Annotated in this window: 20 protein-coding genes and 1 pseudogene; 10 read left to right on the top strand and 11 right to left on the bottom strand. The window is 41.5% G+C overall.

Going from position 1 to position 24,472, the window contains the following annotated elements; genetic code table 11:
- Nucleotides 1–43 precede the first annotated feature (43 nt).
- The gene (locus V7L05_RS13015; protein ID WP_335164559.1) at nt 44–820 is read left to right on the top strand and encodes a hypothetical protein; all 777 of its coding nucleotides are present in this window, start codon (nt 44–46) and stop codon (nt 818–820) included.
- A 215-nt stretch (nt 821–1,035) separates the two neighbouring features.
- Here the strand turns inward: V7L05_RS13015 and V7L05_RS13010 are convergent, their stop codons facing one another.
- Nucleotides 1,036–3,084: a tetratricopeptide repeat protein gene (locus V7L05_RS13010; RefSeq protein WP_335164558.1), complete on the bottom strand. Its 2,049-nt coding sequence runs from the start codon at nt 3,082–3,084 to the stop codon at nt 1,036–1,038.
- Between the two features lie 149 nt (nt 3,085–3,233).
- Nucleotides 3,234–4,094, bottom strand: a complete 861-nt coding sequence (locus tag V7L05_RS13005) for a PEP-CTERM sorting domain-containing protein (RefSeq protein WP_335164557.1) — start codon at nt 4,092–4,094, stop codon at nt 3,234–3,236.
- Nucleotides 4,095–4,453: 359 nt separating this feature from the next.
- On the opposite strand from V7L05_RS13005, the gene V7L05_RS13000 reads away from it, so the two are divergent.
- Nucleotides 4,454–4,714: a hypothetical protein gene (locus tag V7L05_RS13000; protein WP_265274552.1), complete on the top strand. Its 261-nt coding sequence runs from the start codon at nt 4,454–4,456 to the stop codon at nt 4,712–4,714.
- A gap of 299 nt (nt 4,715–5,013) precedes the next feature.
- Here V7L05_RS13000 and V7L05_RS12995 read toward each other — a convergent pair whose 3' ends face one another.
- Nucleotides 5,014–6,558 carry a glycosyltransferase family 39 protein gene (locus V7L05_RS12995; protein WP_335164556.1) on the bottom strand — a complete coding sequence of 515 codons (1,545 nt, stop codon included), beginning with the start codon at nt 6,556–6,558 and terminating at the stop codon, nt 5,014–5,016.
- 221 nt (nt 6,559–6,779) lie between these two features.
- On the opposite strand from V7L05_RS12995, the gene V7L05_RS12990 reads away from it, so the two are divergent.
- A complete protein-coding gene (locus V7L05_RS12990; protein WP_335164555.1) occupies nt 6,780–7,130 on the top strand; it encodes a histidine triad nucleotide-binding protein in 351 nt (116 codons plus the stop codon).
- A 75-nt stretch (nt 7,131–7,205) separates the two neighbouring features.
- Here the strand turns inward: V7L05_RS12990 and V7L05_RS12985 are convergent.
- Nucleotides 7,206–7,322 (bottom strand): annotated as a pseudogene (locus V7L05_RS12985) (Uma2 family endonuclease); the annotation flags it as partial.
- Between the two features lie 360 nt (nt 7,323–7,682).
- Here V7L05_RS12985 and V7L05_RS12980 point away from each other — a divergent pair.
- The 4 genes from V7L05_RS12980 to V7L05_RS12965 all read left to right on the top strand — a co-directional run bounded on the left by V7L05_RS12980 (nt 7,683) and on the right by V7L05_RS12965 (nt 10,600).
- A complete protein-coding gene (locus tag V7L05_RS12980; RefSeq protein WP_335164554.1) occupies nt 7,683–9,134 on the top strand; it encodes a tetratricopeptide repeat protein in 1,452 nt (483 codons plus the stop codon).
- Nucleotides 9,135–9,236: 102 nt separating this feature from the next.
- The gene (gene recR, locus V7L05_RS12975; RefSeq protein WP_335164553.1) at nt 9,237–9,794 is read left to right on the top strand and encodes a recombination mediator RecR; all 558 of its coding nucleotides are present in this window, start codon (nt 9,237–9,239) and stop codon (nt 9,792–9,794) included.
- A gap of 289 nt (nt 9,795–10,083) precedes the next feature.
- Nucleotides 10,084–10,284, top strand: a complete 201-nt coding sequence (locus tag V7L05_RS12970; RefSeq protein WP_335164552.1) for a hypothetical protein — start codon at nt 10,084–10,086, stop codon at nt 10,282–10,284.
- 112 nt (nt 10,285–10,396) lie between these two features.
- Nucleotides 10,397–10,600 (top strand): hypothetical protein, encoded by a 204-nt coding sequence (locus V7L05_RS12965; RefSeq protein ID WP_335164551.1) that lies wholly within the window; start codon nt 10,397–10,399, stop codon nt 10,598–10,600.
- 141 nt (nt 10,601–10,741) lie between these two features.
- Here the strand turns inward: V7L05_RS12965 and V7L05_RS12960 are convergent, their stop codons facing one another.
- The 3 genes from V7L05_RS12960 to V7L05_RS34680 all read right to left on the bottom strand — a co-directional run bounded on the left by V7L05_RS12960 (nt 10,742) and on the right by V7L05_RS34680 (nt 16,206).
- Nucleotides 10,742–14,617, bottom strand: a complete 3,876-nt coding sequence (locus V7L05_RS12960) for a CHAT domain-containing protein (protein WP_335164550.1) — start codon at nt 14,615–14,617, stop codon at nt 10,742–10,744.
- A gap of 483 nt (nt 14,618–15,100) precedes the next feature.
- Nucleotides 15,101–15,799, bottom strand: a complete 699-nt coding sequence (locus tag V7L05_RS12955) for a hypothetical protein (protein ID WP_335164549.1) — start codon at nt 15,797–15,799, stop codon at nt 15,101–15,103.
- A 173-nt stretch (nt 15,800–15,972) separates the two neighbouring features.
- Entirely contained in the window at nt 15,973–16,206 is a 234-nt protein-coding gene (locus V7L05_RS34680; RefSeq protein ID WP_442936986.1) for a DUF4114 domain-containing protein, read from the bottom strand.
- Between the two features lie 892 nt (nt 16,207–17,098).
- Here V7L05_RS34680 and dnaX point away from each other — a divergent pair.
- Nucleotides 17,099–20,056, top strand: a complete 2,958-nt coding sequence (gene dnaX / locus V7L05_RS12940; protein ID WP_335164548.1) for a DNA polymerase III subunit gamma/tau — start codon at nt 17,099–17,101, stop codon at nt 20,054–20,056.
- A 286-nt stretch (nt 20,057–20,342) separates the two neighbouring features.
- Here dnaX and V7L05_RS12935 read toward each other — a convergent pair whose 3' ends face one another.
- Together V7L05_RS12935 and V7L05_RS12930 are read right to left on the bottom strand one after the other, a co-directional pair.
- On the bottom strand, nt 20,343–21,749 hold the full coding sequence (locus V7L05_RS12935) for a glycosyltransferase (protein ID WP_335164547.1): 1,407 nt from the start codon (nt 21,747–21,749) through the stop codon (nt 20,343–20,345).
- 187 nt (nt 21,750–21,936) lie between these two features.
- Nucleotides 21,937–22,122: a hypothetical protein gene (locus V7L05_RS12930; RefSeq protein ID WP_335164546.1), complete on the bottom strand. Its 186-nt coding sequence runs from the start codon at nt 22,120–22,122 to the stop codon at nt 21,937–21,939.
- Nucleotides 22,123–22,262: 140 nt separating this feature from the next.
- On the opposite strand from V7L05_RS12930, the gene ebsA reads away from it, so the two are divergent.
- A complete protein-coding gene (gene ebsA, locus V7L05_RS12925; RefSeq protein ID WP_334830063.1) occupies nt 22,263–22,637 on the top strand; it encodes a type IV pilus biogenesis protein EbsA in 375 nt (124 codons plus the stop codon).
- Between the two features lie 55 nt (nt 22,638–22,692).
- The gene (locus tag V7L05_RS12920) at nt 22,693–22,830 is read left to right on the top strand and encodes a hypothetical protein (protein WP_335164545.1); all 138 of its coding nucleotides are present in this window, start codon (nt 22,693–22,695) and stop codon (nt 22,828–22,830) included.
- Here the strand turns inward: V7L05_RS12920 and V7L05_RS12915 are convergent.
- On the bottom strand, nt 22,827–23,807 hold the full coding sequence (locus tag V7L05_RS12915) for an AbiJ-NTD4 domain-containing protein (RefSeq protein ID WP_335164544.1): 981 nt from the start codon (nt 23,805–23,807) through the stop codon (nt 22,827–22,829). The two genes, V7L05_RS12920 and V7L05_RS12915, sit on opposite strands and share 4 nt — an antisense overlap.
- A gap of 205 nt (nt 23,808–24,012) precedes the next feature.
- On the bottom strand, nt 24,013–24,303 hold the full coding sequence (locus V7L05_RS12910) for a DUF433 domain-containing protein (RefSeq protein WP_335164543.1): 291 nt from the start codon (nt 24,301–24,303) through the stop codon (nt 24,013–24,015).
- Between the last annotated feature and the right edge of the window lie 169 nt (nt 24,304–24,472).

Here is a 24,472-nt window from a genome sequence, read left to right as displayed (position 1 = left end):
TGGGTGACAAATCTTAGACCTATTGCCTAGAGCTAATAGCCCCATGTTAACAACACTTCCAGACACCTCTGCCAACTTAGCGATCGCCTTATTAATTAACTATAGTTTCGATCTCAGTGGGTATAGTGCCAATGAGCTAGTTGAGCGTTGGCAAACGCAATATCCCCTGAATTGGCTACACCTGGCAGTGATTGAGGCACTATATCAAGGTCGTTATAAAGCGGTTTCCGTGCAACAAATCTTAGTATTTTGGCAGCGCCGGGATCAGGCTACATATCATTTCAACATGGAATTTGAACGGATGATTTGTAGTAAATTTCCCCAAAGGTTAACCTCATTCGCTGCACCAGCCCTACCGCCAGGACAGAAAAACCCGACTGTAGAGAAAGTGACGAGTCCTCAATTACCACCAGCTAAGATTGGCAATGGCTATCAACAGAGCAATACTGCAACTCTACAACTGAAAAGTTCCGAATCAAAGACATCTTTGAGTGAAGAAGAGGGAAAGCAGGAAGATAGAGATCATAAAACCGTCTTGAAATCTCCGCCTTCTGGAAAATTTACCTCTTCGGCAACCCTTCAGTTATCTGCTGTCAGCCAAAGGCAAACTTCACAAGAAAGTCCACCGTCCTCTGCATCACCATTACATCATAAACGGGCAAAGCTGCTTCCACCTGCTGCTATTCATGCCCCAATCGGGCAATTTACTCCAGAAAAAAGCGATCGCTCTGAGTCTTTTACATCTAAACTCAAGGCGATGTCTGGTGAACAGAATCGAATTGGGGGGAGTGGGGAGTGGGGAGTGGGGAGTGGGGAGTAGGGAGGGAAACATCCCCATTTTTCCAAAATTCACGGTACTGATGCAAAAACCCTTTACAACTCTCTTACCTTCTCTGCGAGACGCTGCGCGAACGCGCCCTTTGCGTTCTTTGCGGTTCGTTTCCTCATTCTCTTACTCCAGGATGATGATAGTAAATTTAAAAATTTAGGATGCTCCCGTGGCGAATGGGGGAAGTAATTAATGTTTTTAGGTTTTTACTCTGCGACTAACTCCTTAAAGCGCTGATCATCGGCAATCTCATCAAAATCTAGGTCAGATGCTGCGTCTTCTTTATACCTGGGATTAAGTTCAATTGCTTGTTGTAGAGTTAGCAGAGATAATTCAACTTGTCTTTGCAGTGCGTAACAGGCTGCTTTGTTGTAATAGGCACTGGCATAATCTGACTTAATTTCTAACGCTTTGTTAAAACTAGCGATCGCTTCATCATCGCGTCCCAATCTTACCAAAGTATAACCGCGTTTATCCCAGATTTTGGGAGAATTGGGTTGAAATTCCCGCGCTTTTTCCAAGGATACCATTGCCTCTTCGTATTGTTCCAAGGCTACTAGGGAAAGGCCGCAATTCAACCAAGCAACTGCATCATCAGGCTTGATTTGTGTAGCTTTGTCAAATGAGGCAAAGGCTTGCTGATGCTGTTGTAAGTTCCCAAAAGCAACGCCGCGATCGCACCAAGCTTGATGATAATCTGGTTGAATCGCGATCGCTCTGTCATAGGATGCGATCGCATCTTTGTAGCGTTTCAACCTTCCGAGAGTTAGACCTCGTTTTAACCAAGCCACAGGTTGATCAGGTTGAATTTTCACCGCTTGATTGTAAGCTGCGATCGCATCTTCATAACGCTTTTCAGAAAACAGTCCATCTCCCTGTTTTACATACTCATCAGCAGTGAATTCCGGTTGTTGTGGCTGTTCCTGTATTTCTTCCTCAACTTCAGAATTCACCACCTCTTCAGTTAGTTCTTGAAGGATGAGATCCTTTCTTTCTTGGGCATCCAATTGTAACTCAGAGAGTTGAGAGACAAACTCAGTTTCTAGTCTTTCTAACTTCTCTAAAATTAGAATCTTTTGTTGTTGAGCATTCCATTGTAATTCTGAGAATTGCGAACTAAACTCAGAACCAGATTTTTCTAAATTCTCAATGATTAACTCTTTGCACTTTTTAGCATCAACTTGGAATTCCGATAATTTTTCAGTAAACTCTAACTGCAATGCTGCTAAACTCTCAACAATTTTATTTTTTTGCTCCTGAGCATTTATCTGTAATTCTGATAATTGAGATTTAAATTCTTTATCTAATATTCCTAAATTATCAAATATAATCTCTTTTTGTTCTTGAGCATCCACCTGTAATTCTGATAATTGTTCAGCAAATTCTGACTGCAAATTTGTTAAACTTTCAACAGCTATATCCTTTTGCTTTTGAGCATCAGACTGCCATCCAGAAAGTTGAGATGTGAACTCAGATCTTGATACTTCTAAATCAGCAACGGCTAGTTCTTGCTGTTGTTGCACACCTAACTTTAAATTAGCCAGTTCCTCTGCCATGACAGATGCTAATTTTCCTAGATTCTCCAGTGCGATATCTCTTTGTTGTTGAGCATCAAACTCTAACTTAGATAGCCCGGAAGCAAATTTTGACTCTAAAGTTTCTATATTTTCTTGAGATTTTTTGAGTTCAGTTTCTAATCTATTTAATACCTGTGCTTTAGCTAAATCTAGTTCAGATGTAAAAATAGATATATTTTTTTGTTCATTTTTAATTTTTTGTTGTAAGGCAGTCGTTTCCTGTTCTAATTCATAATTGATTTTTTTAGCTTCTTGAATAACATTTTCAGCCTCTTGCTTAACGGTGGTTAGCTGATTTTGTAATTTTTCCATTCCCTGTAGCTGTTGCATTGCCTTATCAACAATTTCACGAATTACCACCCGTCGCAGCAGCCAAAATAAAGTAATGATTGCGACTGGAAATAGACTTAATATAACTAGCCAGACATTGAGTAAGATAGTTGTACGGCTAAAAGCGCTATTAAAATCAGATTGGACTTGCTGTTGAATTCGCTTTTCGGCTCGTAGTCGCGCTAACTCTTCCCGTTCCTGATTCGATAACATCGGAGTAGGAGTTAGTGCTGGGGAAGGTGATGGTGCAGATTGACCAGTGGCAATTCCAACGGATAAAAGTAAGGGTAAAAAGACAATAGCACTTTTTACAATTAAAGCGAAAACAGCTTGATTTTTACTTTTCATAACAACCATCTCAGTCTGTTGGTCAGTTTTTGAAGCTGTGTGCCTCTCTCCAATCTATAACAAAATTAACTAGTTAAAAACAGTAAAGGGTAGGCAATATGCCTACCCTACAAATAAATTAATTTAGAACACAATCATTATTGAGCGTTTTATTGTTTGCGCTTCAGGACTGAACTAGCCCCAAAAGTACCCAATACCAATAAACCTAATATAGAAGCCGGTTCTGGAACGCTTTGGCTAGAAGCCGTGTATTTGATATCGCCAATACCGATACCGTGGTCATCTGGATTTCTAGTGCCGATATCATCGCCATCGGTAAAGACCAACTCGAAACGGTCAATAGCACTAGCAAACTTCACTAGCACAGTACCGTAATCTCCGTTAGTAGCATCTGAATCAAATCCTATACCATCAATAGTGTAAGCATCGACTTGCTGGATAGTATTTCCTTGAGTTAAAAACGGACTAAAAATGGGGTTAACAACCTGATTTCCCAAAAATCCCTTCAAAATTACCCTATCTTGCCAAGTTTTATTATTGCTGATATCGACATCAAACAGCTTGAAGGTGACATCTGTGAGGGGACTACTAAAATCTTTGAAGCTAGTCGTCATAGTCAGCGAGTTAGCCCCCTTTGTCAGACCAACTGCTGAAGCGTCAATTTGTAGATGGAGACTTTTGTCGTTTGCATCCTGACTACCATTGAGAGTGCTGCTAATGGCGGGAGTCAACCCACTACCACCAAAACTAGCGAACTTAATGTCCGAACCAAGGTCAAATTTCAGGTCAACTGTTCCTGCACCAGCTTGAAAGCTCCGAACTTGACCTGATTGTGGGGGAGTCCATCCACTGGCGAGTTGATCCCAGTCTATCAAGGTTTGAGTGTTCCCTATATTAGATGCCTTCGCTGTTGTTGGCATCAGGACAGTTCCTGTTAAGGCTACAACACATCCTAGTTTAAATAAAAAACCTTTTTTCAACATATCTTTGAATCCGTATGTAATGGTCACTCTGTTAATGCAAGTTCATCGTGTCACATCTCTTAACTAAGTGACTACCCATTTACAATATCTTATTTTTTACAGTAGATATACTTAGACTAGATTTCTAGTGATAGTTAAAAAACTTTTTTGGACTAAAACTGCCTTAGTAAATAGGCTTTTAGGCTTCAGGAATTTCCTTTAAGTTAGATGAAATTGAGACTTTGGTAGTGAAAATTACAAATGAATGTAAAGAATATATCAGCACTGGTTGAGCGCAGATACTTTTTATAGTGGGGTGGGCATCTTGCAATCTTTAAACTAACATCAGATTATGTATGGTAAGCAAATTATTTCTCCTAAAATTTACTTAACAAAGGCGGTAGAAAATGGGTCGCTTAAATCCTTATACACTGCAATTGCAAATTACCCGAATGTTTGAGCAAGGGCAATCATTTTTTGCCACAACCAAAGTACAGGAATGGTTAAAAGAACACAAACACAATCCAGAAGATTATGACATTATTTTCCATAAAAAACCCGCACCTCCTGGTTCAAAAGAAGTGATGGTAGTAGAAATTGAATTACGCCGCAAAGATGGACAACCTGTAGATCCTTGGTTGCAGGAACAAGCAAATCTCCATGCTTGATTTTAGCAACTAGCAATTTTCAATTTAAATTCATATTATCTTAACAGAATTAACCAAAATAGAGCGTTCCCAATTGCGGAACGCTCTTTGTTATCTTTGTATTGCTCATAAATACCTTTTAAAATCATCAAAATAAAAGGAAGCATCTCAGTGAAAGCAAATATACCAGACGAAAAACAAGATTCTTGCTCCCTCTCCTTACCAACGAGAGGGTTGGGGTGAGGTTTTACAAGGCTTTTGGCGAAAGTGAGATGCTCCCAAATAAAATCTAATTAGCACTGTAATTTTGATGTCCTCTTCTATTTCTTCATTGTGAATCGATATATTTTCATATAAGACCAATCAGCCTCATCTTCCAAGTTATATAAATCACTCATTTCTCTTTTAAAAATATCTTTGAGTTTCCAATTAAATTCGCGATTAATTATCACAAAAACTGAATCTGCATTTTTAGTCATTGTACTAACTTTTTCTGCCATATTTTTGCCATTCACTGTTTTAAGAACATATTCTGGTGCATATATAGTCGATGAATCTCCGTAATATTGAAGTAATTTAGGTTGTCCAAAGAACAATACAGATTTTGCAGATTTATCTCGATGTTCTAAAAGGTAGTGAACAGCCGAGCGGTAGTCATCTTTTGCATAGGCTGGATTTGAATAGTATTGAAAATTTGAATAAACATTCATAATTACCAAAGAAACAGTCGCTAACTTAGCAAATTGAGCCACTATATCAAGTTTCTTCTGACGTTGGTAGTTATCTAGAAATGTTGATGGAATCAGAATGATAACTGGTATATATAGATAAAAAGAGTGGCGCGGTAGCCAATTAATTTTTGTCGCCAGAGCAAACAGAAAAGTTAGCAAAAATGATGTTACCAAAAGAGATGTAAATAAGTAATCAGCCCGTTGATATCTTTCTCTCTTGCGCTGTCTCAATAAACTTGTTAATAAAGCGAGGACAATTACAGTAATCACAGTAATAAATATTAGCAATTGCGGCCAGTAAGCAAGTAAAATTTTTATCCTGTTCGCATCACGTAATTGTTCCAGTGGCGGTCCATATGATGTCCCAACTAATGTCCCGTAGATCACAAACATAATGTTTTGAACTATGGGTAATCCAGTACGAGTAACCGTAGTAGCTGTTGGATCAGAGACAGCAGGTGATGACAAGTAGAACCAAATCATTGGAGAAGAAAAAATTGCCACAGGTATCCACCATTTGATCCATTGTTTGAAGTTTCTATAAACAATAATATGAGATAAACTTAGGGCGGAACTAAAAAATATTGTCAAAATGCTGCCAAAAGTTCCTATGGCAGTAAAGATTCCAAAAAGCAATTGTGGAATAATTTTATTACTCTTATCTTCAGTCATTGAATAACTAAAAAAATATATCTGAAGTGAGGCTATAAATATTAATAATGCGTAAGGTCTGGCATCTTGGCTGTAGAACACGCTAAAAGAACTAACTGCTATAATCATGGACGACCATAAGGCATGTGTTTTTCCATAAACACGTAGGCTAGTAAAGAATATGGCAATTACTGAGCCGACTCCCAGCAAAGCTGAAAGCGATCTAATCGCAAATTCACTATCTCCGAAAGCCGAACGCCAATAGAACAAGACTAAATAATAAAGCGGTTGGTATTTGTCACCAGCTTCTCGATTTACAATTTGGAAGATATTTTCTTGAAAGGTTGTACCATCAGATAAAGCTAGACTCCAACCTTCATCAAACCAAAGACTTTGATTTTGCAACAAACAGAAACGCAAAAAGATGCTAATTATGATAATAATAATAAGAAAAACAACAAAATAGTATTTTGACTGTTTCATCTAAATCCCCAAAGCACTGGGATACAAGATATGCAACTTTCTAAGCATCAAAATGCCACCCTATAGTTGAGTGAGAGATTATAATTATTTTCTCTATGCTGGTGTGAAACGAATTTTATCTATGGAAAACTTTATCACACAAACGAGTATTTTCTTGTGTAGATGATCGAGTCATTACAGTAAACTTTTAAAATCTCTAGTAGATGAGTAGGTAGATTGGCATGAGTGAAACTACAGAAACGATTTTCAGCAAAATCATTAGTCGGGAAATTCCCGCTGATATTGTTTATGAGGATAATTTAGTCTTGGCATTCAAAGACATCCACCCCCAAGCGCCCGTTCATATCCTCATCATTCCCAAAAAAACCATTCCCACACTAGCTGATGCTGAATCTGACGATCATGCTCTGTTGGGGCATCTTTTGTTAACTGCCAAACGTCTTGCAGAAGAAGCTGGACTGAAAAACGGTTATCGAGTTGTCATCAACACTGGTGATGACGGCGGTCAAACAGTCCATCACTTACATGTGCATATTTTGGGAGGACGGCAGTTGAACTGGCCTCCTGGTTGATAAAACCCGATGAATTGTGTCTCTAGACGCAATTCATCACTAAAAAAAATCACTATAACTCTAATAAATTAGGGTTTCTGGAGTCATTTCCACAATTTCGCCCGCTAGCAAATCCACAGTGCGATCGCGCAGAATCCCCGCTTGAATCATGCAATGATAGTCATCTACAGACCATTTGGCTAGCGTTTTCATGCTCACATCATCTCTGTAAGTCTGACTTAATTTTACAGTCTCTCAAAGAGGCGATGCCTGCGGCGGGCTGCGCCTACACTCCTCACAGTTCACCTCGCCAACCCGATAGGCTCAAAACTACTGCACTGATAGCCTAGCTGTATAACGACTGAACTCACCGACAATCAAGCCAACCGAATTTTTAGGTTAATAATACTGTAATATCGACTAATATTCTATATATGGAATATTAGTTCAGGGTGTGAGGAGCCTGTGGTGAGTGAGGAATGGCAGATTATTCACTACCAAAAGGTAGACGAGACTAAACCAGTTGAGGAGTTCTTCAATGATCCTTCGCTCACCCAGGGCGAATCGAAGCAGTTGAAACTGCGCCTCTACTATCTAAAAAACAAAGGATTAGCCTTACAGCGCGAGCGCTCGGACATCTTAGACAAAATAAAGACAGAAGATAATCTTTATGAATTACGTTTGGATAACACTCCCAACAATATCCGTATCTGTGATGGGGTTGCGTTTTTTCAACAGTTTCTTGCCCGGATTGAAAAAGAATTACAGGCAGATTTTGTGATTATAGACTCCCGCACAGGCATTACCGAAATAGCAGGTATTTGTACACAGCAGCTACCTGATGAAGTTGTCATGCTGTCTCCTTTGAGTTCAGAAAGTATCAAAGTAAGCAAGCATATTAAGCGGTTGATTGAGCAAAGTGCAGTAGCCAAAGCACTTGCAAAGTCAATCGATGTTAAAGTTGTTGTATCACGCGTACCAAAACCTAAAGATTTAGACAGCTTTAAGCAAAGATGTTGCCAAATTTTTGAAACAGATGAAACTAAACTGTTCTTTTTGTTTTCCTGTGAGAATCTAGAACAAGAAGAGTTCTTGGCAATTGCTGATCCTGACAGTAATAAGGAGCTAGTAAGCAATTATGTGCGATTATTTTATGGATTGAATTTAGAACTTTCTAGTGAAAATATTCGGGCTGAGATTGAGCAAATAGGTAGTCGCTTGCTCTTTTCATCTTCACTCGAAAAGTCAGAAGAGGATATTTTAGAGCTAGTTGCACTCTATCCGCATCCAGATATATATCGTACTGCTATGCGGTTTTTTCGGTTAAGGGAGAATACAGAAAAATTAAGGTCTTTTGGTTGGGAACTTCTTGAGCTATTACCAACTGACCAAGAAGCACAACAAATTCTTGCAGAAAGCTATTTATCTGAGCGGAAGCTTGATAAACAAGATAAGAAAAAAGCTGTGCGTGTCATAGATCCCTTATGCCAGAGGGAAGAGCTTAACCCAGAACAAGCTGTACGCTATGCAGATATATTGGAAGATATAGAAGAATATTCTAAAAGTTTTGATGTTATTTTTCCTTTATGTGATGATCAAGAACTTAATGACGATATCCAAATCCAAGCAAAATTGATTGCAGCTAGAACAGCTTTGAAGCTAGGTCACACTGAGATTGCAGCGAGATTAATTCTAGATATTCCTCCGAAGCAGCTAGGAGGTTCGCTCATCTTTTTAGCAATAGAAACTTTGAAAGATAATGGAGATTTGGAAGGTGCGTTTGAGTCAGCTAAACAGTTTATACGGCGAGACTACAATCCTACCGTTATAGAGCAAGCAGCTAGTTTGGCTCACCATTTAAATCGTGTAAAAGAACTAGAAGATGCAATACGTTCACTTGCAAAACTCCGTATATCAAAGGACGAGAGTTTTTACCAAAACTTAAAGGACTGCGGATTGTCTGAACTAGCACGTGAATTGCAAAAGTCGTCCTATAAGTATTCATCAGGTCATAATATTAAATAACCAATCCAAAATCCTGTAAAAATGTCATCATAGTTAAGGTAAAAACATTCTGGAGACAAGACAACGGTTTACGCACGCCCTTTAGCACGGTTAATTGAGCAATTGCAACGCTTGCCGGGAGTTGGCCCTAAATCTGCCCAGCGACTGGCTTTGCATATTTTGAAGCGCCCAGAAGCAGAGGTTGAAGCTTTGGCACAAGCTTTAATTGAGGCAAAAAAACAGATAGGCTTGTGTTCTGTTTGCTTTCACTTATCTGCTGAACCAGTTTGTGAAATCTGCCGCAATTCCAACCGTGACAACAACATTATCTGTGTCGTAGCAGATCCCCGCGATGTGATTGCGCTGGAAAAAACCCGCGAGTATAAAGGCAAATATCACGTTTTGGGTGGGGTGATTTCTCCAATTGATGGAATTGGTCCAGAACAGTTGACTATACTGGCTTTACAGCGCCGCGTGAATCAGCAAAAACCTCAAGAAGTAATTCTCGCAATTAGTCCGAGTGTAGAAGGTGAGACAACAACACTGTATATCGGTCAGCTACTGAAGCCATTTACCAAGGTGACGCGGATTGCCTTTGGTCTGCCTGTAGGTGGTGATTTGGAGTACGCCGACGAAGTGACCCTGGCAAGGGCATTGGAAGGACGCCGGGAGTTAGATTAGGCTTAATTAAACTTCCTTATTTAAAGCTAGCTTTCGCTCCTGCTCATCGGCTGACTAATTCTGTTAAAATCACGTTTGCCAGCACGTAAATTTTGAGTCAGTGCCATGCGTGCAAAGGGATTTGGGCAATATCATAACCCAAAAATCAACAAACTAGTCTTAAAGGAGTCAGCTATTGCTAGCAACGCCGTCCAGAAGCCTTAATTAAAAGCATTTGCCTCTGGTGTCGCTTGAATAAGGAAAATGATAGAGTTAAGAGCGATCGCTACGCGAAAAATGTAAATAAGATATGGCTGACCAAAAAGATAAAGCTCAAGAAAAAAACCGTCTTGAACAGCTTCAAGAAGAACAAGGCAACACCGATTCTAAACACTCAGGGGGTGCTGGCGCTTCTGGCGGCAACTCCGGTGCAGGTAAATCTGGCCCATCAAAAATTTCTGCCACTGGTACACCTGATGATATCGAAAAAGTTGATCAGGAGCAAAGCTGACTCCGACGACGAGTCAAGGTTTAACTGCGACGGCTCTCATTAGTAACTAAACTCAACAATGGTGGATTGAATACCTGATTATTTAGTCCACCATAGCGATCGCACAAAGACCATGATACTGATGTTATTTACAGTGCTGATGCTAGGTAGTTGTGGTCCCAAACCTGAAAAATCTACTAGTACTACGCCTCAAACACCAACTGCTGTTACTCCACCAGCTAGTCCCAATACAGTTAAGTTAAGCATTTATTCCTTCTCTCTGTGTTCTCTGCGCCTCTGCGGTACCCTGCGGGAAGCCGCTCCGCGTCTACGTTAAAAAAAATTGACTTTCACAAAGAGTTTTAGCTTTAACCCAAGCGTATTGCAGCTAGTCCTACCTCTGGAAATACAACTTCTAGCTCTAAGAAGCCAGAATCGGCGAGGAATAAAATAGCAGTTTTAGCAGCAGCACAAAAAATTAATTTGGCTTACCCGTAATTGTGAATGCTGCCCAATAGTAAGGATGATTATAAAGATTTTTATCTGATGCCATTTTACTATTTCTATATAGTTGTGTCGCTAAATAAGTTTGAATTCGTAATTCCTCTGGATGCAGATTATTCAAGATATCTTCATACCATTTTGTGAGTTCTCCAGCAGTTAGCTCTTTCAGCCATCGTGTTGCTTCGGCTAAGGCAGTAACTGCTGATTTATTGGGCTGCAATCGTCGGTAAAACTCGATCATTACCAAGGCACTAGCCGAAGATTCGACACTCCACAGAGTACTCACTACATGAGGAACACCCTGACTCACAAAACCAGTTACTAAACTCACATATTCGCTGCTGATAGTTTGGTTGCTAGTACTTAAATTTTCACAGGCAGAGAGAGTAATAAGGTTGTAACTTGCTAGATTTTGTTGGCAGATTTCATCTAGTGTAAGTTTGTCTTCGCCTGCTAATGCTAATTCTGACTTTTTAGGTTCTGCTAAATTATTAGTGACACGACCCGTAAAATGAAAGATGTTGTAATTACCAAATAAGGCGTTTTCGACAATATTTTTTGTAGCTTCTGACCCCTGAATTCGTTGAATATTATTGAACATCTGGCTAACAACTTCAGACTCAAGTTTGGCAAATTTGAGTGTGTGATAAGCTGCACTCTCAGGATGTTCAACACTGAGCAATAACTGATTTTGCCACTGCCAAATATCTTCAGTTTTTATTGATAAACCTATTTGGGCACTAGGCAGATAGGTGACGCTGAAATTTGATTCTACATTCGGCAACTCTTCCGGCGATGGTAAAGAGAGATGGAAAAGTGTATGAATGGGCAATCTGTACAAGTCACGATGAGGAATTAAAACCAGTTGGGTGATGCCTTCGAGTTCCTGGGCAATTGTGGAAATATTCAGGATTTCATACAGTTGCAACAGCTTCTGTTCCATATCAACTCGCCAAGAATGCTGGCTTTTACTTTCTTTGTCTTGGGCTGTGCTGCGATATTCTTGGTATTGTTGATGCCAATCTTCTAGCCAACTTTCAAATTCAATTAGGCGTTGCACTGCTTCGGGTAGAGGCAATTCATTTAGAAGGATAGCGTCTTCTCCTAAAGGTATTGCCCCAGGATCTTGCATGGGTGTAAAGAGGAGGATTGGTGATGGCGCTTGGTCTTTGAGAATGAAAGTATGTAGGGCAACCGGACTAATGTGCCAGTAAATAATTGCTGTTGTGGAATTAAATAGTTGTTGAATTGCGCCATAATCAGGTGAGTAAATATGATTATTCCAGCCAGAAAGCAGCCAGTTTAAACAGGCATTTTTACCTTGTTCAGCAATTTGCCAAGCTTCAACTAAATCACCGGATTCTACGGCTAAATCAACTGCTAATTGCTCAAATCCAGCAAATTTTAGAGCTAGCTGTTTTTTACTTTCGTCTGAGCGAGTTTCTTCACTCAGTAATTGTCGCAATAAATCTGTACCGCGTTGCTGTAATTCTTGAACTTGTGTTGTTTGTCCCAAACCCATCAGCACTTTGCTTAGAGATTGCAAAACCTCTAGGTGCAACTGGGGAAAATATTCTAGTGTGAGGGTTAACAGCGCCTGATGGTACTCAGATGCGGCTTTGCGCCAATAATCGCGGGTATTGGGATGTTTTTTGCCTCGGTCGTAGTAAGTATTAGCGATCGCAACATGCAATCTACCCCAACCTTCTGGGTGGGTATCTGTCCGCAGATGCTTTAACCCTTCTTCGTAGCTGGCTAATTTTCCTTCGTAGCCACCCTGTTGTAAGGCGGGATTTGTCGCTGTTATCCGACTCGACAAATTCAGCAATGCGTCATTATTCACTAAATGACCGATCGCAGTTCCCCGACCAATCCAAGCTTCCCAATAATCTTGTTTAATTTGCAAAGCGCTGTCATAACAGGCGATCGCTTCGGCATATTGTTCTAAATAAAACAGTGCTACTGCCTGATTATACCAAGCTAAGTGGAAGTCGGGTTTGATGGCGATCGTTTGCCGATAGGAGGCGATCGCTTCAGTGCGACGTCCTAAGTTGTCTAACGCTATACCCCGGTTATACCAAGCTAAGTAGAAGTCGGCTTGAACTGAAAGGGCTTTATCCCAAGAGGCGATCGCTTCTGACCACCTTCCTAAATTAAACAGCACTACACCCCGGTCTATCCAGACTTCGTGATACTCTGGGTGAATTTCTAGCGCTTTGTCGTAAGATATAATCGCTTCGGCAAATTGTTCGCCTACAGCTAGGGCTATGCCTCGGTAATACCAGTTTTCCTGGTCTTCTGGTTCCAGATGCAGGGCTTGGTCATAACTAGAAATTGCTTCGGGTAGCCAACCTAATTTTAGCAGCGCCAAACCCCGGCTAGACCAAGCTTCTTGGTAATCTGGTTTAATTTCTATAGCTTTGTCAAAAGAAGTGATCGCTTCTTCAAAGTATCCTAATTCTCCGAGAGTTCGACCTCTGTTATACCAAGCTTTGTAGAAGTCGGGTTTCAGTTCTGTGGCTGTTAGGTAAGATGCGATCGCTTCATCAAAACGTTCTAAATGAAACAGCGTCAAGCCTCGGTTAAACCAATATTCGGGGAATTTGGGTTGAAGTTCAATAGCTTGGTCATAAGAGGCGATCGCGCCTAACAAATCACCTGTTTTAGCTTGGCTTAGACCTTCGTAAAACCACGCTTGAGCCTGAGTAACAGGATTATCGCTATGTCGCTCAATAATACCAGGGGAATTACTGCCTTGAACTGCCAAATTAGAAGCAAGTTGCTGGACTAAATTGGTACTTTGATCCAACCTTACCCATAACTCATCTAGGGTATAAGCCACATTTGGATCTAAATTCGTCAAAGTGCTATCCCAGATTTCCTCTGAGTCAGACGTTATTAATTCAGTTTTTTGTCTAGTAGAAAGTAGATTTGTTGGTGTTTTAGTTGGAGTAACTTCCTCTTCATCGCCGAACCTCAGTTGGGCTAATGAGGTGATTGAATCTTTTGCGGGGGGGAGAGGGAGATTTTCTCTTATTGTGGTTTGGGTGTCTTCTCGTTCATATTCCAATACCGGTTCCTCTAAGTTCTCGGTAAATCCTTCCTCAGAAGAAACATTTTGGGGTGCTGAGGTTATTGGTTCAACATCTTCCACATCATATTCCCATAACTGTTCACCTAAGCTACGGATTAGCTCTTGCCCAGGGGAAGTTGGGAGAATTTCTTCATCGGTTGTAGTTTCTACAACATCTGGCTCATTATACTCCCATAACTGTTCGCCTAAGTTGCGGATCAGTTCTTGCCCAGGAGTAGTTTCTATTACATCTGGCTGATTATATTCCCATAATTGTTCGCCTAAGTCGCGGATCAGTTCTTGCCCAGGAGTGATTTCTACGCCATCTTGCGCCTGATTGTCCTCATACTCTATGGGTGTGCGTGAGTTTTCTATGGGTGAATTTTGCATCAGCCGGATGCCAATGTTGTATGCAACATCTCCGATTCTGCCAACACCAAGTTCTCCCAACTGCACCATCTGGGTTGCTAACAGAGGATTCGGTGTGGGTGAAGCAAGCTTGCTTTCGCCAAACATCACCAACCAATCTATCCAGCGTTCAGCCGGAATGCGATTTTCGATCCGTTGCAGATACCTCAATGCCCACTCTCGTCCTCGTGCTTGATGCACGCCTTCTAGCAATTGGATAAACAATTGTTCTAGATCCGCATTGGTTAGTTCTGGTAGTACCCCCACCAGATTGTGTCCTCTCCCACCCTTGAGAGAACGACGAGTCTGCTTACTTGCAATGAGGCGCTTTAAAAACCTTTTAAGCGACTGCGATATCCGCCTGAGCATCTGCCACACTCTTGGATTTTGTTTTTCTAGATTGTAGCCATCGTTGTGTTAAAAAAATCATGAATCACGTAAAAATCCATTAGATTCAGACAGCGCTTCCGTAGCAGACTAGCAAAACATATACAAAACTTCAAGAGAATAGCATTACAACGTTACAATTACCAGATTCAACTCTAGAATTTTGACCGAAGAAGAATTCAGAATTCAGGAGCCAGAATCCAGAATGGATTCTGTACGATGGTTACTGAGCTTGCGTTGCCGTTAACTAAGTTTAGGGGTTTAAGTTTCATAGCATCAATTGCCGAACGTTTTGGGTCGGGGTCTGTCTTGCAAAGTTGCTCTTCTACAGCGCTTCTCTGCGAGACGCTTTGCGAACGCGCATCCTGCGGCGGGGGAGACCTTAAGACCGCAATGCAGCGCTAAATCCCCGTCACAAAACTTACTTCCGACTTCCGACTTCCGACTTCCGACTTCCGACTTCGTTTAATTTTCTGTTTGCTCTGTAGTCGATTGACCAGCCGGATATAATTGGCTAATCAATGCCTGGACAAGCACTTGTGGATCGTCTGTTTCAACGGCAAGCTGTTGAGCAATCTGCTGGCGTAAGTTTTCATCCTCCTGCAACATCACAAACAACTCTTCTAAGGTGACAGTTTGGGATTCTCCCTCTGGGAGGTTCTCTGGTGCATCTGCTGACTCTAATATTGCGTCCGTTGGCTCAGAGGGGAAAGTCGTGCTGACAGCATCTGGCCCTTCATATTCCCAAATTGGTTCGCCTTGATTGCGTGTCAACAACTGCATCCCGATACTATAGGCAACATCTCCAATTTCTCCGATATCCAACTCACCCAGCTGCACTAACCGCGCAGCTATTTCATTATTGGGTGTAGGTGATGCTAGCAATCTGTCGCCAAAGCGCCCTAACCACTCAACCCAGCGTTCAGTTGAGATGCGATGTTCAATATTATGCAGCCATTTCCGTGCCCATGCTTCCCCTCGTGCTTGATGTACTCCTTGCAACAGTTCGTTGAAGAGAAATTCCAGATCCGTATCGCTTAAGGGTGGTGCTGGTTCTTTTTGCACATTCTCCCGAGATTTTGAGGCAGTCTGTTTTCCACCAAACAAGCTCTGAAAAAGCTTTTTGAGCCATTGAAATAGCCGCTTGAGCATCTGCTGCACCATCGAGTATTGCTTATCCTAAAATTGTAGCGATCGCACTGCACTATGGCGCTAGTTCAGTCAATAAAATGTATAGACAGCAAATCTCTTTTTTCCTCTAGGGCATTGGACATTGGGCAGAGGGGAAAGACTTACTGCAACTTTCCCTGAGTATAGGCGATGTTTAATAACTTAGACTAGGCGATAGTCAGATTGACTCGCACGATCATATCGTTGAAGTCTTTGTCACCACCACTTGCTAAATCCTCAAAGCCAAAAACGTTTAATATTGGTACAGGTAAAGCATTAGCTATTTTTTCTAGACTTACTTCTTTAATATCTTGTAGGACATTAATCAGCAAGTTTAAAAACAACAATTCGGACTCTGAGAGTTGATTTTCTAAGCTAGTTTGATACAATGGAGGTAACATTTTCAATAGATAGGTCTTCTTGACAATGATTGACCTATCTTTTTTTACCATAATTCGGTCAAACCTTTGCAGCACTTGGAATATAAGGTGCGTGTCGCCCCTTCAGGGTCAGATTACGACTCAATCGGTTATTCTCTTTAACTATTAATACTTGATTTTCTCTGTTTAAATTGATTTAATCCTTTTCTACCTTTCTTCCCAGTTTTGATTTTTCTGTCCTTGAATGCTTTCAAACACCCATTTCCTCGTCGGCTAAGATAGCGATCACCTATTGAATCCAAATTCTTAAAACCCATTCACTGTAAGCATTTACGATTTGCGGATGAGTCTAATGAAAATCTTTAACTAAAGAAACCTCAAAACGTTAGTTTATTTAGCCTCAACCTCCAAGTCACAAGTTATTGGCAGTAATTTTAAAAGGGATTTTTTTTGTGATTCTTGTAAATCTAACGATGCTTTTTCTTTTTAACTACAGTATAAACACTTAAAAAATTGCGTTTGTGATATGTTCTGAGGCTAGTTTGAGATATATAGGATTTACACACTGAAGCCTGAAACGTAGATCCCCGCTAGCTCCTTAAGGAGGTTGGGCGATCTGAGTGCGTAAGTCATGATTGGGCAATAGTTATTCTTCCCCACTCCCCACTCCTTTTAATAGAACAAATGTACTAAATGATATGCTATAATTCCCATACTTTGATGTTGAAATCATAGTAGAGGATAAGCTGTAGTTGCTTGCTTTCCTGAGTGCCAAAATTTACGGCATTAGTTGAGTGTAAGCGCGATGCGAACATCCACAAATAAAGCGGGTACGAGAGTTTAAAATAGTTGAATCCTAAACTCGACTCGGTGCTACTAATTAACTTTGAAAGGCATTGAAGTCTATTTTTCCATGTCTTACGAACCCCTGCACCACAAATATCGCCCCAAGAGTTTTGCTGAACTGGTGGGACAAGAGGCGATCGCCACCACCCTCACGAATGCGATCGGCACATCCAAAATCGCCCCCGCCTATTTATTCACTGGGCCTAGAGGTACGGGGAAAACTTCTAGCGCCCGGATTCTGGCTAAATCCCTCAATTGTCTCAAAGGTGATAAGCCGACTGCTGAACCCTGCGGCGTGTGTGAGGTTTGTCAGGGGATCACCAAGGGTTACGCCTTAGATGTAATTGAAATCGACGCCGCCAGCAACACTGGTGTCGATAATATCCGCGAGTTGATTGAAAAAGCCCAGTTTGCTCCTGTGCAATGTCGCTACAAGGTTTATGTGATCGACGAGTGCCTAACTGGAGATTCTCTGGTCTTGACCGATGACGGACTTAATAGAATCGATGATCCCAAAATCAAAGACAAGAGGGTTTTGAGTTACAACGACTCATCTCTTAAGTGGGAATTTAAGAAAGTTGTCAGGTGGTTAGACCAAGGAGAACGGCAAACCCTGGTTATCAAGACAACTAATCGAGAAATTAGATGTACGGGTAATCATTTAATTAGGACAAACCAGGGATGGCTACAAGCATTGAACGTAAAAGAAGGAATGAAGATACTATCCCCTGTGAATGTGGATGTGGCATCCTCATTTACAAATTTGGTATCGATGGACGCACCCGGAGATTTGCTAGCGGACACCAGTTTAAAGGCAATACATCCGGGCAAAAATCATTCGACCTGGAATCTATCCTTAAACAAGCCGAAGGACTTGCTTGGTGGTTTTGCGATGATGGTTCACTTGCCCTCAGTCCAGAAGGAAGTCCACAAATTCAACTACATACCGAAGGATTCTCTGCCGCAGAAAACCAACTCATTGCTACTTGGCTTACAGCAATGGGATACTCAGCAACAACAAAATTTTACACCAGAAGTAGTACTGGCAAGACATACCACTATATACGGTTGGGGGCAAGTACCAGTAGAAAATGGCTGGCAGACCTTAAACAATATTCCATCCCCTCAATGGATTACAAGTTTGGAGACAGTCGAATCTGTTCACCTCGCTGGGATTGAGCGAGTCTATGACATTGAAGTTGCAGATAATCATAATTTTGTGGCAAATGGGCTTTTGGTACACAATTGCCACATGCTCAGTACCCAGGCATTCAACGCGCTACTGAAGACACTAGAGGAACCACCGAGACACGTAGTTTTTGTATTGGCGACAACAGACCCGCAACGGGTGTTACCAACGATTATTTCACGCTGCCAAAGGTTTGATTTTAGACGCATTCAATTAGAAGCGATGGTGAAGCATTTAAGTGCGATCGCCTCTAAAGAAAATATTCATATTTCACCCGATGCTGTAACCCTGGTAGCCCAACTTGCTCAGGGGGGATTGCGAGATGCCGAAAGTCTACTCGACCAATTGGGTTTATTAGCGGGTGAAGTGACACCAGAGCGAGTTTGGGATTTAGTGGGGACAGTGAGCGAACAGGACTTGCTGGGGCTTCTAAATGCGATCGCTCAAGATAAACCAGAAGCAATTCTGGACTGTACCCACTACATTCTAGATCGTGGTCGAGAACCTCTAACTATTCTGCAAAATCTCGCTGCTTTTTACCGCGATTTACTCATAGCTAAAACAGCACCCAAGCGCCACGATTTGGTTGCTTGTACTCAGCAAACCTGGACAGCGCTGGTTGAATTTGCTCAATACTTGGATATGAGCGCAATTTTAGCAGGACAGCAACACCTGCGAATATCAGAAGTACAAATTAAAAATAGCACCCAGCCGCGTTTGTGGTTGGAGGTAACATTATTAGGATTGTTACCCAGTGCGACGAATATTCAGCCACAAGCCGCAAGTGTCGCGCCGCGAGTTAATACACCTGCTGTATCTCCAAGCTATCCTCCAGCAGTTGCCCAAAATCACCCAGTTTCTTCTGTACCTCTAGCTGAACCGCAAACAAATCATAATTCTGCATCTCCTAATTATCAAGCGGCTGCCCAAAATCAGCCCGTAACTTCATCTCCCCCAGATGAACGGCAAACAAATCACAATTCTGCTGCTAACTCAGTTTCACCACCAACTCCAGAACCTGTATCTGTACCGATGCCACCTGCGAACGTTGAACCAGTAACTTCAGAAGTTGTTGGGGAAGCACAATATGACTTAACTCAGGTTTGGCAACAGGTGCTTGCTAACCTCCAGCCAAAATCAAGGCAAGAAATGCTGCGTCAAATGAGCCATCTCGTAGAGTTCGATGGTACTGTGGCTCGAATTGCGATCAAACAGGCATGGTATGACAAGGGGAAATCTGATCTACCGATGATTACGGCAGCTTTCCAGCAGACTTTCCAGCGTGAAATCCAGATAAATATAGAAAAAGGAACTTCTTCAAACTCTACTTCAGCTAAAAAAAATCCTCCGCCAAAAGACTCTACTCGCGTTCAGCAGCCACCAACTCCCAGTTACAACCAGCAAATTTCGTCTTCAGCGCCAGTACCACAGCCAGCACCACTAAAAACCGAGTCGGCAGCAAAGGACGGAAATGGTGTAAATGGAAATGGGGTAAATGGAAATGGAGTAAATGGAAATGGAGTAAATAAAAATGGGGCAAATGGAAATGGGGCAAATGGAAATGGGGCAAGTGGAAATGGTGTAAATGGAAATGGTGTAAATGGAAATGGTGTAAATGGAAATGGTGTAAATGGAAATGGGATGCAAACTTTGCCTCCACCGCCACCGCGAACGCCTGCACCTGATTGGGAAGTTGACGAAGTAGCGATCGCAGCTCAACGTCTAGCAGAATTTTTCAACGGACAAATTATCCGCTTTGCAGAGGATTCAACAGAATTCTCCGATTCCATAACTACACCTGAGTGGATAGAAGAATCAGAAGTTGATGATGAATAAAAAATTGGGCATTGGGCATTGGGCATTGGGCATTGGGCATTGGGCATTGGGCAGATGGGAAAGACCTTAAAAAAGTTCTCCTTGCCCCTCTACTCCCAATACGGTTCGGATAAGACTCGATCCCCCCAACCCCCCGATAAATTGGGGGGCTAATAATGGCTCTATTTCCCCCTTTTTAAGGGGGACTAAGGGGGATCTTTAAGGACTATGCACCCTTAACCGAACCGTATTGCCTGTACTCCATCATTCCCCTATTCCCTATGCCCCATGCCCTATGCCCCATGCCCTATTCCCCATTCCCAGTATGCAAAGTTTTCACCCATTTTAGGCGCTTTTCTCTTACCGACATCCGGGCGGTAGTACTGCTCATGACGACTAACCAGTGCAACATATATAAACTGCCACGCAGGGTTTGCACCAGTATCAGATAATATGTAGAAAGTGGGAATTTTTGATCTTGACGTATCCGCCTCAGACCTGTAAACATCCCAACCATCGACATAGAAATGGACAAGCCTGTGATCGGACTTAACATTGGTGGACGATGACGAGCGATCGCCATCAATAAATCTGGGACTGTTGCTGTAGGTAAGATATACATAATCAGCATAAAAATCAGCAAATCCCAGCTTTTGCGCGTTCCCATGCGGTTTTTGAGAATTAAATTCCAGTAATCCAGATAGCGTTGATAACCGCCTTCTGCCCAACGGTTGCGCTGATGCCAGAGTGAAACTGCACTTGTCACTCCTTCTTCTTGCACGGCTGGATGGAAAACACACTCAATATCCCATTTTTCCAAATGTAAACGGATTGTTAAATCCAAATCATCAGTAATGGTTTCCTCATTCCAGCCACCGCAGCTTTCCAAGGCGGAACGCCTGACAAATTGACCATTGCCCCGCAGTTCGCCAATGCCACCAAGGGCAGTCCGCTGTTGCTGAAACCAGGTATCAAGTGCCATTTCTGCCATTTGCCCCTTAGTCCAAAAGTTTTCTTTAGCGTTGGCTATCGCTTTTCGCACCTGCACCGCCCCCACCTTTTCTCTTTGAAATAAAGGTATTACCTGTTGCAGCAAGTCTGGTGTTACTTGGGCATCAGCATCAAATACTGCGATAATATCGCCCTTTGTCAATGGCAATACTTGATTCAACGCCCCCGATTTGCCACCACTAGCTGCTGCTGAACGCCTTAATACTTTCAGTTGCTCGTGTTTGTGTTCTAGTTCTGCTAATAAATGTGGGGTGCTATCACTGCTGTGATCATCAATTATCCATACTTCGTACTGTCCACCTGGATATTCCAGATTACAAAGATTTTTGACTAATTTAGCAATTACCGCTTCTTCATTTTTCGCAGCCACTAGCAAAGATACAGAGGGCAAATCTCCCTGTATTTCTTTTGGATAGCGACGGGGTTTAGTAAACACTACCACCAAGGCATGAAATCCTAGAATGGTGGTTAGTCCTAGAATAAATATAGAAGCCCAAGAAACTAAATGTAGAGCGATCGTGCCACTCCAGACGATAGTCAAGACTAGAGCTGCTTTGCGTCTACGACCTTGAAACCGGGGTGTTAGAGACACAGGATCTGTCTCTAATACCGACTCCTCATCTACTGATAGGTCAGACAACAAGGAGTTGAGCGGATCAAGCTCTTGATAAGAATCTTCTTCGGGCCAGGAATTCGCTGGCATAGGTTAGGTTGCTTGATTCAAAAACCAGTATTTGTCTACAGTTAGTAATTTTACGGACAAATATCCCTAAGCTACTTTTCCCGATATTAATCGGAATGGGCAAACTGCAATACCCGCTATCCCTGCTTCGATAAAAGTTAATGCAGCATCATTGTAACCGAAATTTTAATATTTCTTAGCAGTAACTTTATTTATCGGGCATTGGGCATTGGGCATTGGGCATTGGGCATTGGGCATTGGGCATTGAGTATTGGGCATTGGGCATTGGGCATTGGGCATTGGGCATTGGGCATTGGGCATTGGGCATTGGGCATTGGGCATTGGGCATTGGGTATTGGGCATTGGCATTGGCATTGGCATTGGCATTGGGCATTGGGGAAAGAATTCTTATAATTCCTAACTCCTAACTCCCCCACTCCCCACTCCCCTATGTATTTTAGACACATCTTTTGGGAATACTACTAACAGCCACTAATATCCGCAGTTACCAACTAACTTAAGGAATATTTAAGAATGTCTATTGAGCAACTCCAGCCTGCCACTCAACAACAAGCCAGTGTTTACTTACCTTACGTTCAGGGTGCTAGGCGCAATTTCTTACCCTATGCCATCAGTCTTTATCAAAAAGGGGTCTTGGAGGGACATCGGAAGATAGAAGCCAGTGAACATATCCCCTTCGTCGCCTCCTGGAATGTTGCTACTTTACCGTCAGACTTAACTCGTTGCCGAATCCAGTTTGATGGCAACGCTGACCTGAGTTACGAACTGATGATGGCTAGTTTCGAGTTTATTAATTTTTTAATTGAACTTATGGACAACTATAAACGTCATCGCGTGACCGATTTTTCACAACCGTTTTACCGCAAGCTACTGCGTATAGATGATTGATAAAACTCAGCCGAACTATTAAAAGTTCGGCTTGTCTTTAAAACTGTTTATTCTGATGTCAACATCAGAAAAGAAGAATATTGCACTCTTATTCTTACTTGCGATCGCAGTGCGTGTTGGAGATATGCATAGAGCGGTAGAAGCGATCGCTCCTGATCTCCCAAAATCTAATTATAAAGCGATCGCACTCTAAATCTTCGATTTCAGGTAATTTATGAAAGACGTACATGAAAGTAAAAATAACTTTGCATCAGCAACAGTTATATCAGGCTCAGTCAACATAGCATGTCTGATACCCCCCTCATCACTTGTATATCCATACAGAATTAAGAATGAATTTTTTAAAGCGGGATGTAAATTGTGAGAAACTTCCAGAACTTTCAGAGCATCTGCTAAAGTTCCTTTTGGTTTTCCAGTCATAGCTTTTGCAAGGCTTTCGACAGCAGAAATAGATTCTTTTATAGAGTTTCTATAGTCAGGATTTTCCTTGTCACTCATTAAAGCAAGGGAGCGCTTCAAATGGCTGGACACAGCAGGAAAATTTTTATCATCTACTGCTTGCTCAAGCATTTCAATTTCTTGCTCATTGGTGATATCTGTGAATACACCTCCGACAAATCTATAACCAGCCAGTTCTCTTTCTAATACAGAGTTTATATCTTCTACAAGTTTCGGATTTCTGAAATAGTTCATAGTGATCTCAAGAAAATCATAAACTTCGTTCCATTGGCACTTTTGAAAATATTTTAATAACCAGTTTACAGATGCTCCTGATCCGCTAGGCAAGTTATCCAAAGGATGCTTAAAATAGTTTTTCCAAAGAAATTTAATAAAATTATCTATATCTATCCCTGAATATATCATAATTTTAAAAGGTGATTTTTCTGAGTACTCAAGTAAGAAATTTGCACTTAAAACATTCCAAAGAGAAGTGCGTAGATCATCATTCATACTATCAATTTGGATAATCTCAGATATTGGCTTCAAGCCTCGTCGTTGGCTAAAGGTCTTGGCTGAAACCTCATCTGCGAACATTTCAGGTAAATGTTGTTTCGCCTCGAATTCAGCAATTTTTTCAGGATCATGTATATGACAGTATCCAGAAGAATTAGCTTTGAGCTTACATTTTTCTCCAGATTTAGTTATTGCCTTGCAATTAACTGATGACATGCTAGATCACATCGAGGATATCTTTATTAAGATAGCAGTTTTATGAATGAAGCCTAGTATTAATTAAAACCCTGATAGTGGTCTAAGAAAATATTTTAAAAGTCTAATTTATTACTAGCCCTGGCGACTGGAAGTCGCGGCTACACAGACAAAACCCACCTCCGTGGGTTAAAAACCTTGATTTTTCGTTACAAACGAATTTGACTCACTGTCTCTTCGCCGTATATTCAGCTTCCAAACAGTCGTATTCTTCAATTTCTGCGGCAATCTCCGTGTCAATTACTTCTTGGTTAGCATAGTAGTAAGCTAGCGCTGCATAAACTTGTGCCAACATTAGCTGTGATCTTTGGACAACTATCTCTTCCGGTTTTATGCCTGCATTGAAGTCGATCGCAATGTTGTGTACCGTAATCCGGTGTCCCGCAATTCGAGGGCGACCACCACAGGTTCCGGGTGTGCTGACAATCAACGTGCCAATCTCGGTAATGGTTTGCATAGCTTGTTTACTAAATTTTGCTCCCATAAGCAACCGAGCAATTTAAAACTTCTTCTAATCTAGAAATATAAATGTCCGTTGTTTTTTAGCTGCCCACAGCAAAATAAAACATTTATCCCTAATAATTAGGGGTCTAGCACTAATCCCAGAATACCAAACATCCTGCCTA

The sequence above is a fragment of the Nostoc sp. genome, assembly GCF_036917755.1.
In the GTDB taxonomy this organism is placed as follows: domain Bacteria; phylum Cyanobacteriota; class Cyanobacteriia; order Cyanobacteriales; family Nostocaceae; genus Nostoc.
This window is presented reverse-complemented; position numbering and strand designations above follow the sequence as displayed.

Coding starts and splice junctions, on each gene's coding strand:
- dnaX (WP_335164548.1), top strand. CDS start 17,099: ATGTCTTACGAACCCCTGCACCACAAATATCGCCCCAAGAGTTTTGCT.
- V7L05_RS13010 (WP_335164558.1), bottom strand. CDS start 3,084: ATGAAAAGTAAAAATCAAGCTGTTTTCGCTTTAATTGTAAAAAGTGCT.
- V7L05_RS12965 (WP_335164551.1), top strand. CDS start 10,397: ATGATACTGATGTTATTTACAGTGCTGATGCTAGGTAGTTGTGGTCCC.
- V7L05_RS12970 (WP_335164552.1), top strand. CDS start 10,084: ATGGCTGACCAAAAAGATAAAGCTCAAGAAAAAAACCGTCTTGAACAG.
- V7L05_RS12915 (WP_335164544.1), bottom strand. CDS start 23,807: ATGTCATCAGTTAATTGCAAGGCAATAACTAAATCTGGAGAAAAATGT.
- V7L05_RS12930 (WP_335164546.1), bottom strand. CDS start 22,122: ATGCCCAATGCCAATGCCAATGCCAATGCCAATGCCCAATACCCAATG.
- V7L05_RS13000 (WP_265274552.1), top strand. CDS start 4,454: ATGGGTCGCTTAAATCCTTATACACTGCAATTGCAAATTACCCGAATG.
- V7L05_RS12995 (WP_335164556.1), bottom strand. CDS start 6,558: ATGAAACAGTCAAAATACTATTTTGTTGTTTTTCTTATTATTATTATC.
- V7L05_RS12910 (WP_335164543.1), bottom strand. CDS start 24,303: ATGCAAACCATTACCGAGATTGGCACGTTGATTGTCAGCACACCCGGA.
- V7L05_RS12935 (WP_335164547.1), bottom strand. CDS start 21,749: ATGCCAGCGAATTCCTGGCCCGAAGAAGATTCTTATCAAGAGCTTGAT.
- V7L05_RS12920 (WP_335164545.1), top strand. CDS start 22,693: ATGTCAACATCAGAAAAGAAGAATATTGCACTCTTATTCTTACTTGCG.
- V7L05_RS34680 (WP_442936986.1), bottom strand. CDS start 16,206: ATGTTACCTCCATTGTATCAAACTAGCTTAGAAAATCAACTCTCAGAG.
- ebsA (WP_334830063.1), top strand. CDS start 22,263: ATGTCTATTGAGCAACTCCAGCCTGCCACTCAACAACAAGCCAGTGTT.
- V7L05_RS12955 (WP_335164549.1), bottom strand. CDS start 15,799: ATGGTGCAGCAGATGCTCAAGCGGCTATTTCAATGGCTCAAAAAGCTT.
- V7L05_RS13015 (WP_335164559.1), top strand. CDS start 44: ATGTTAACAACACTTCCAGACACCTCTGCCAACTTAGCGATCGCCTTA.
- V7L05_RS12990 (WP_335164555.1), top strand. CDS start 6,780: ATGAGTGAAACTACAGAAACGATTTTCAGCAAAATCATTAGTCGGGAA.
- V7L05_RS12960 (WP_335164550.1), bottom strand. CDS start 14,617: ATGCTCAGGCGGATATCGCAGTCGCTTAAAAGGTTTTTAAAGCGCCTC.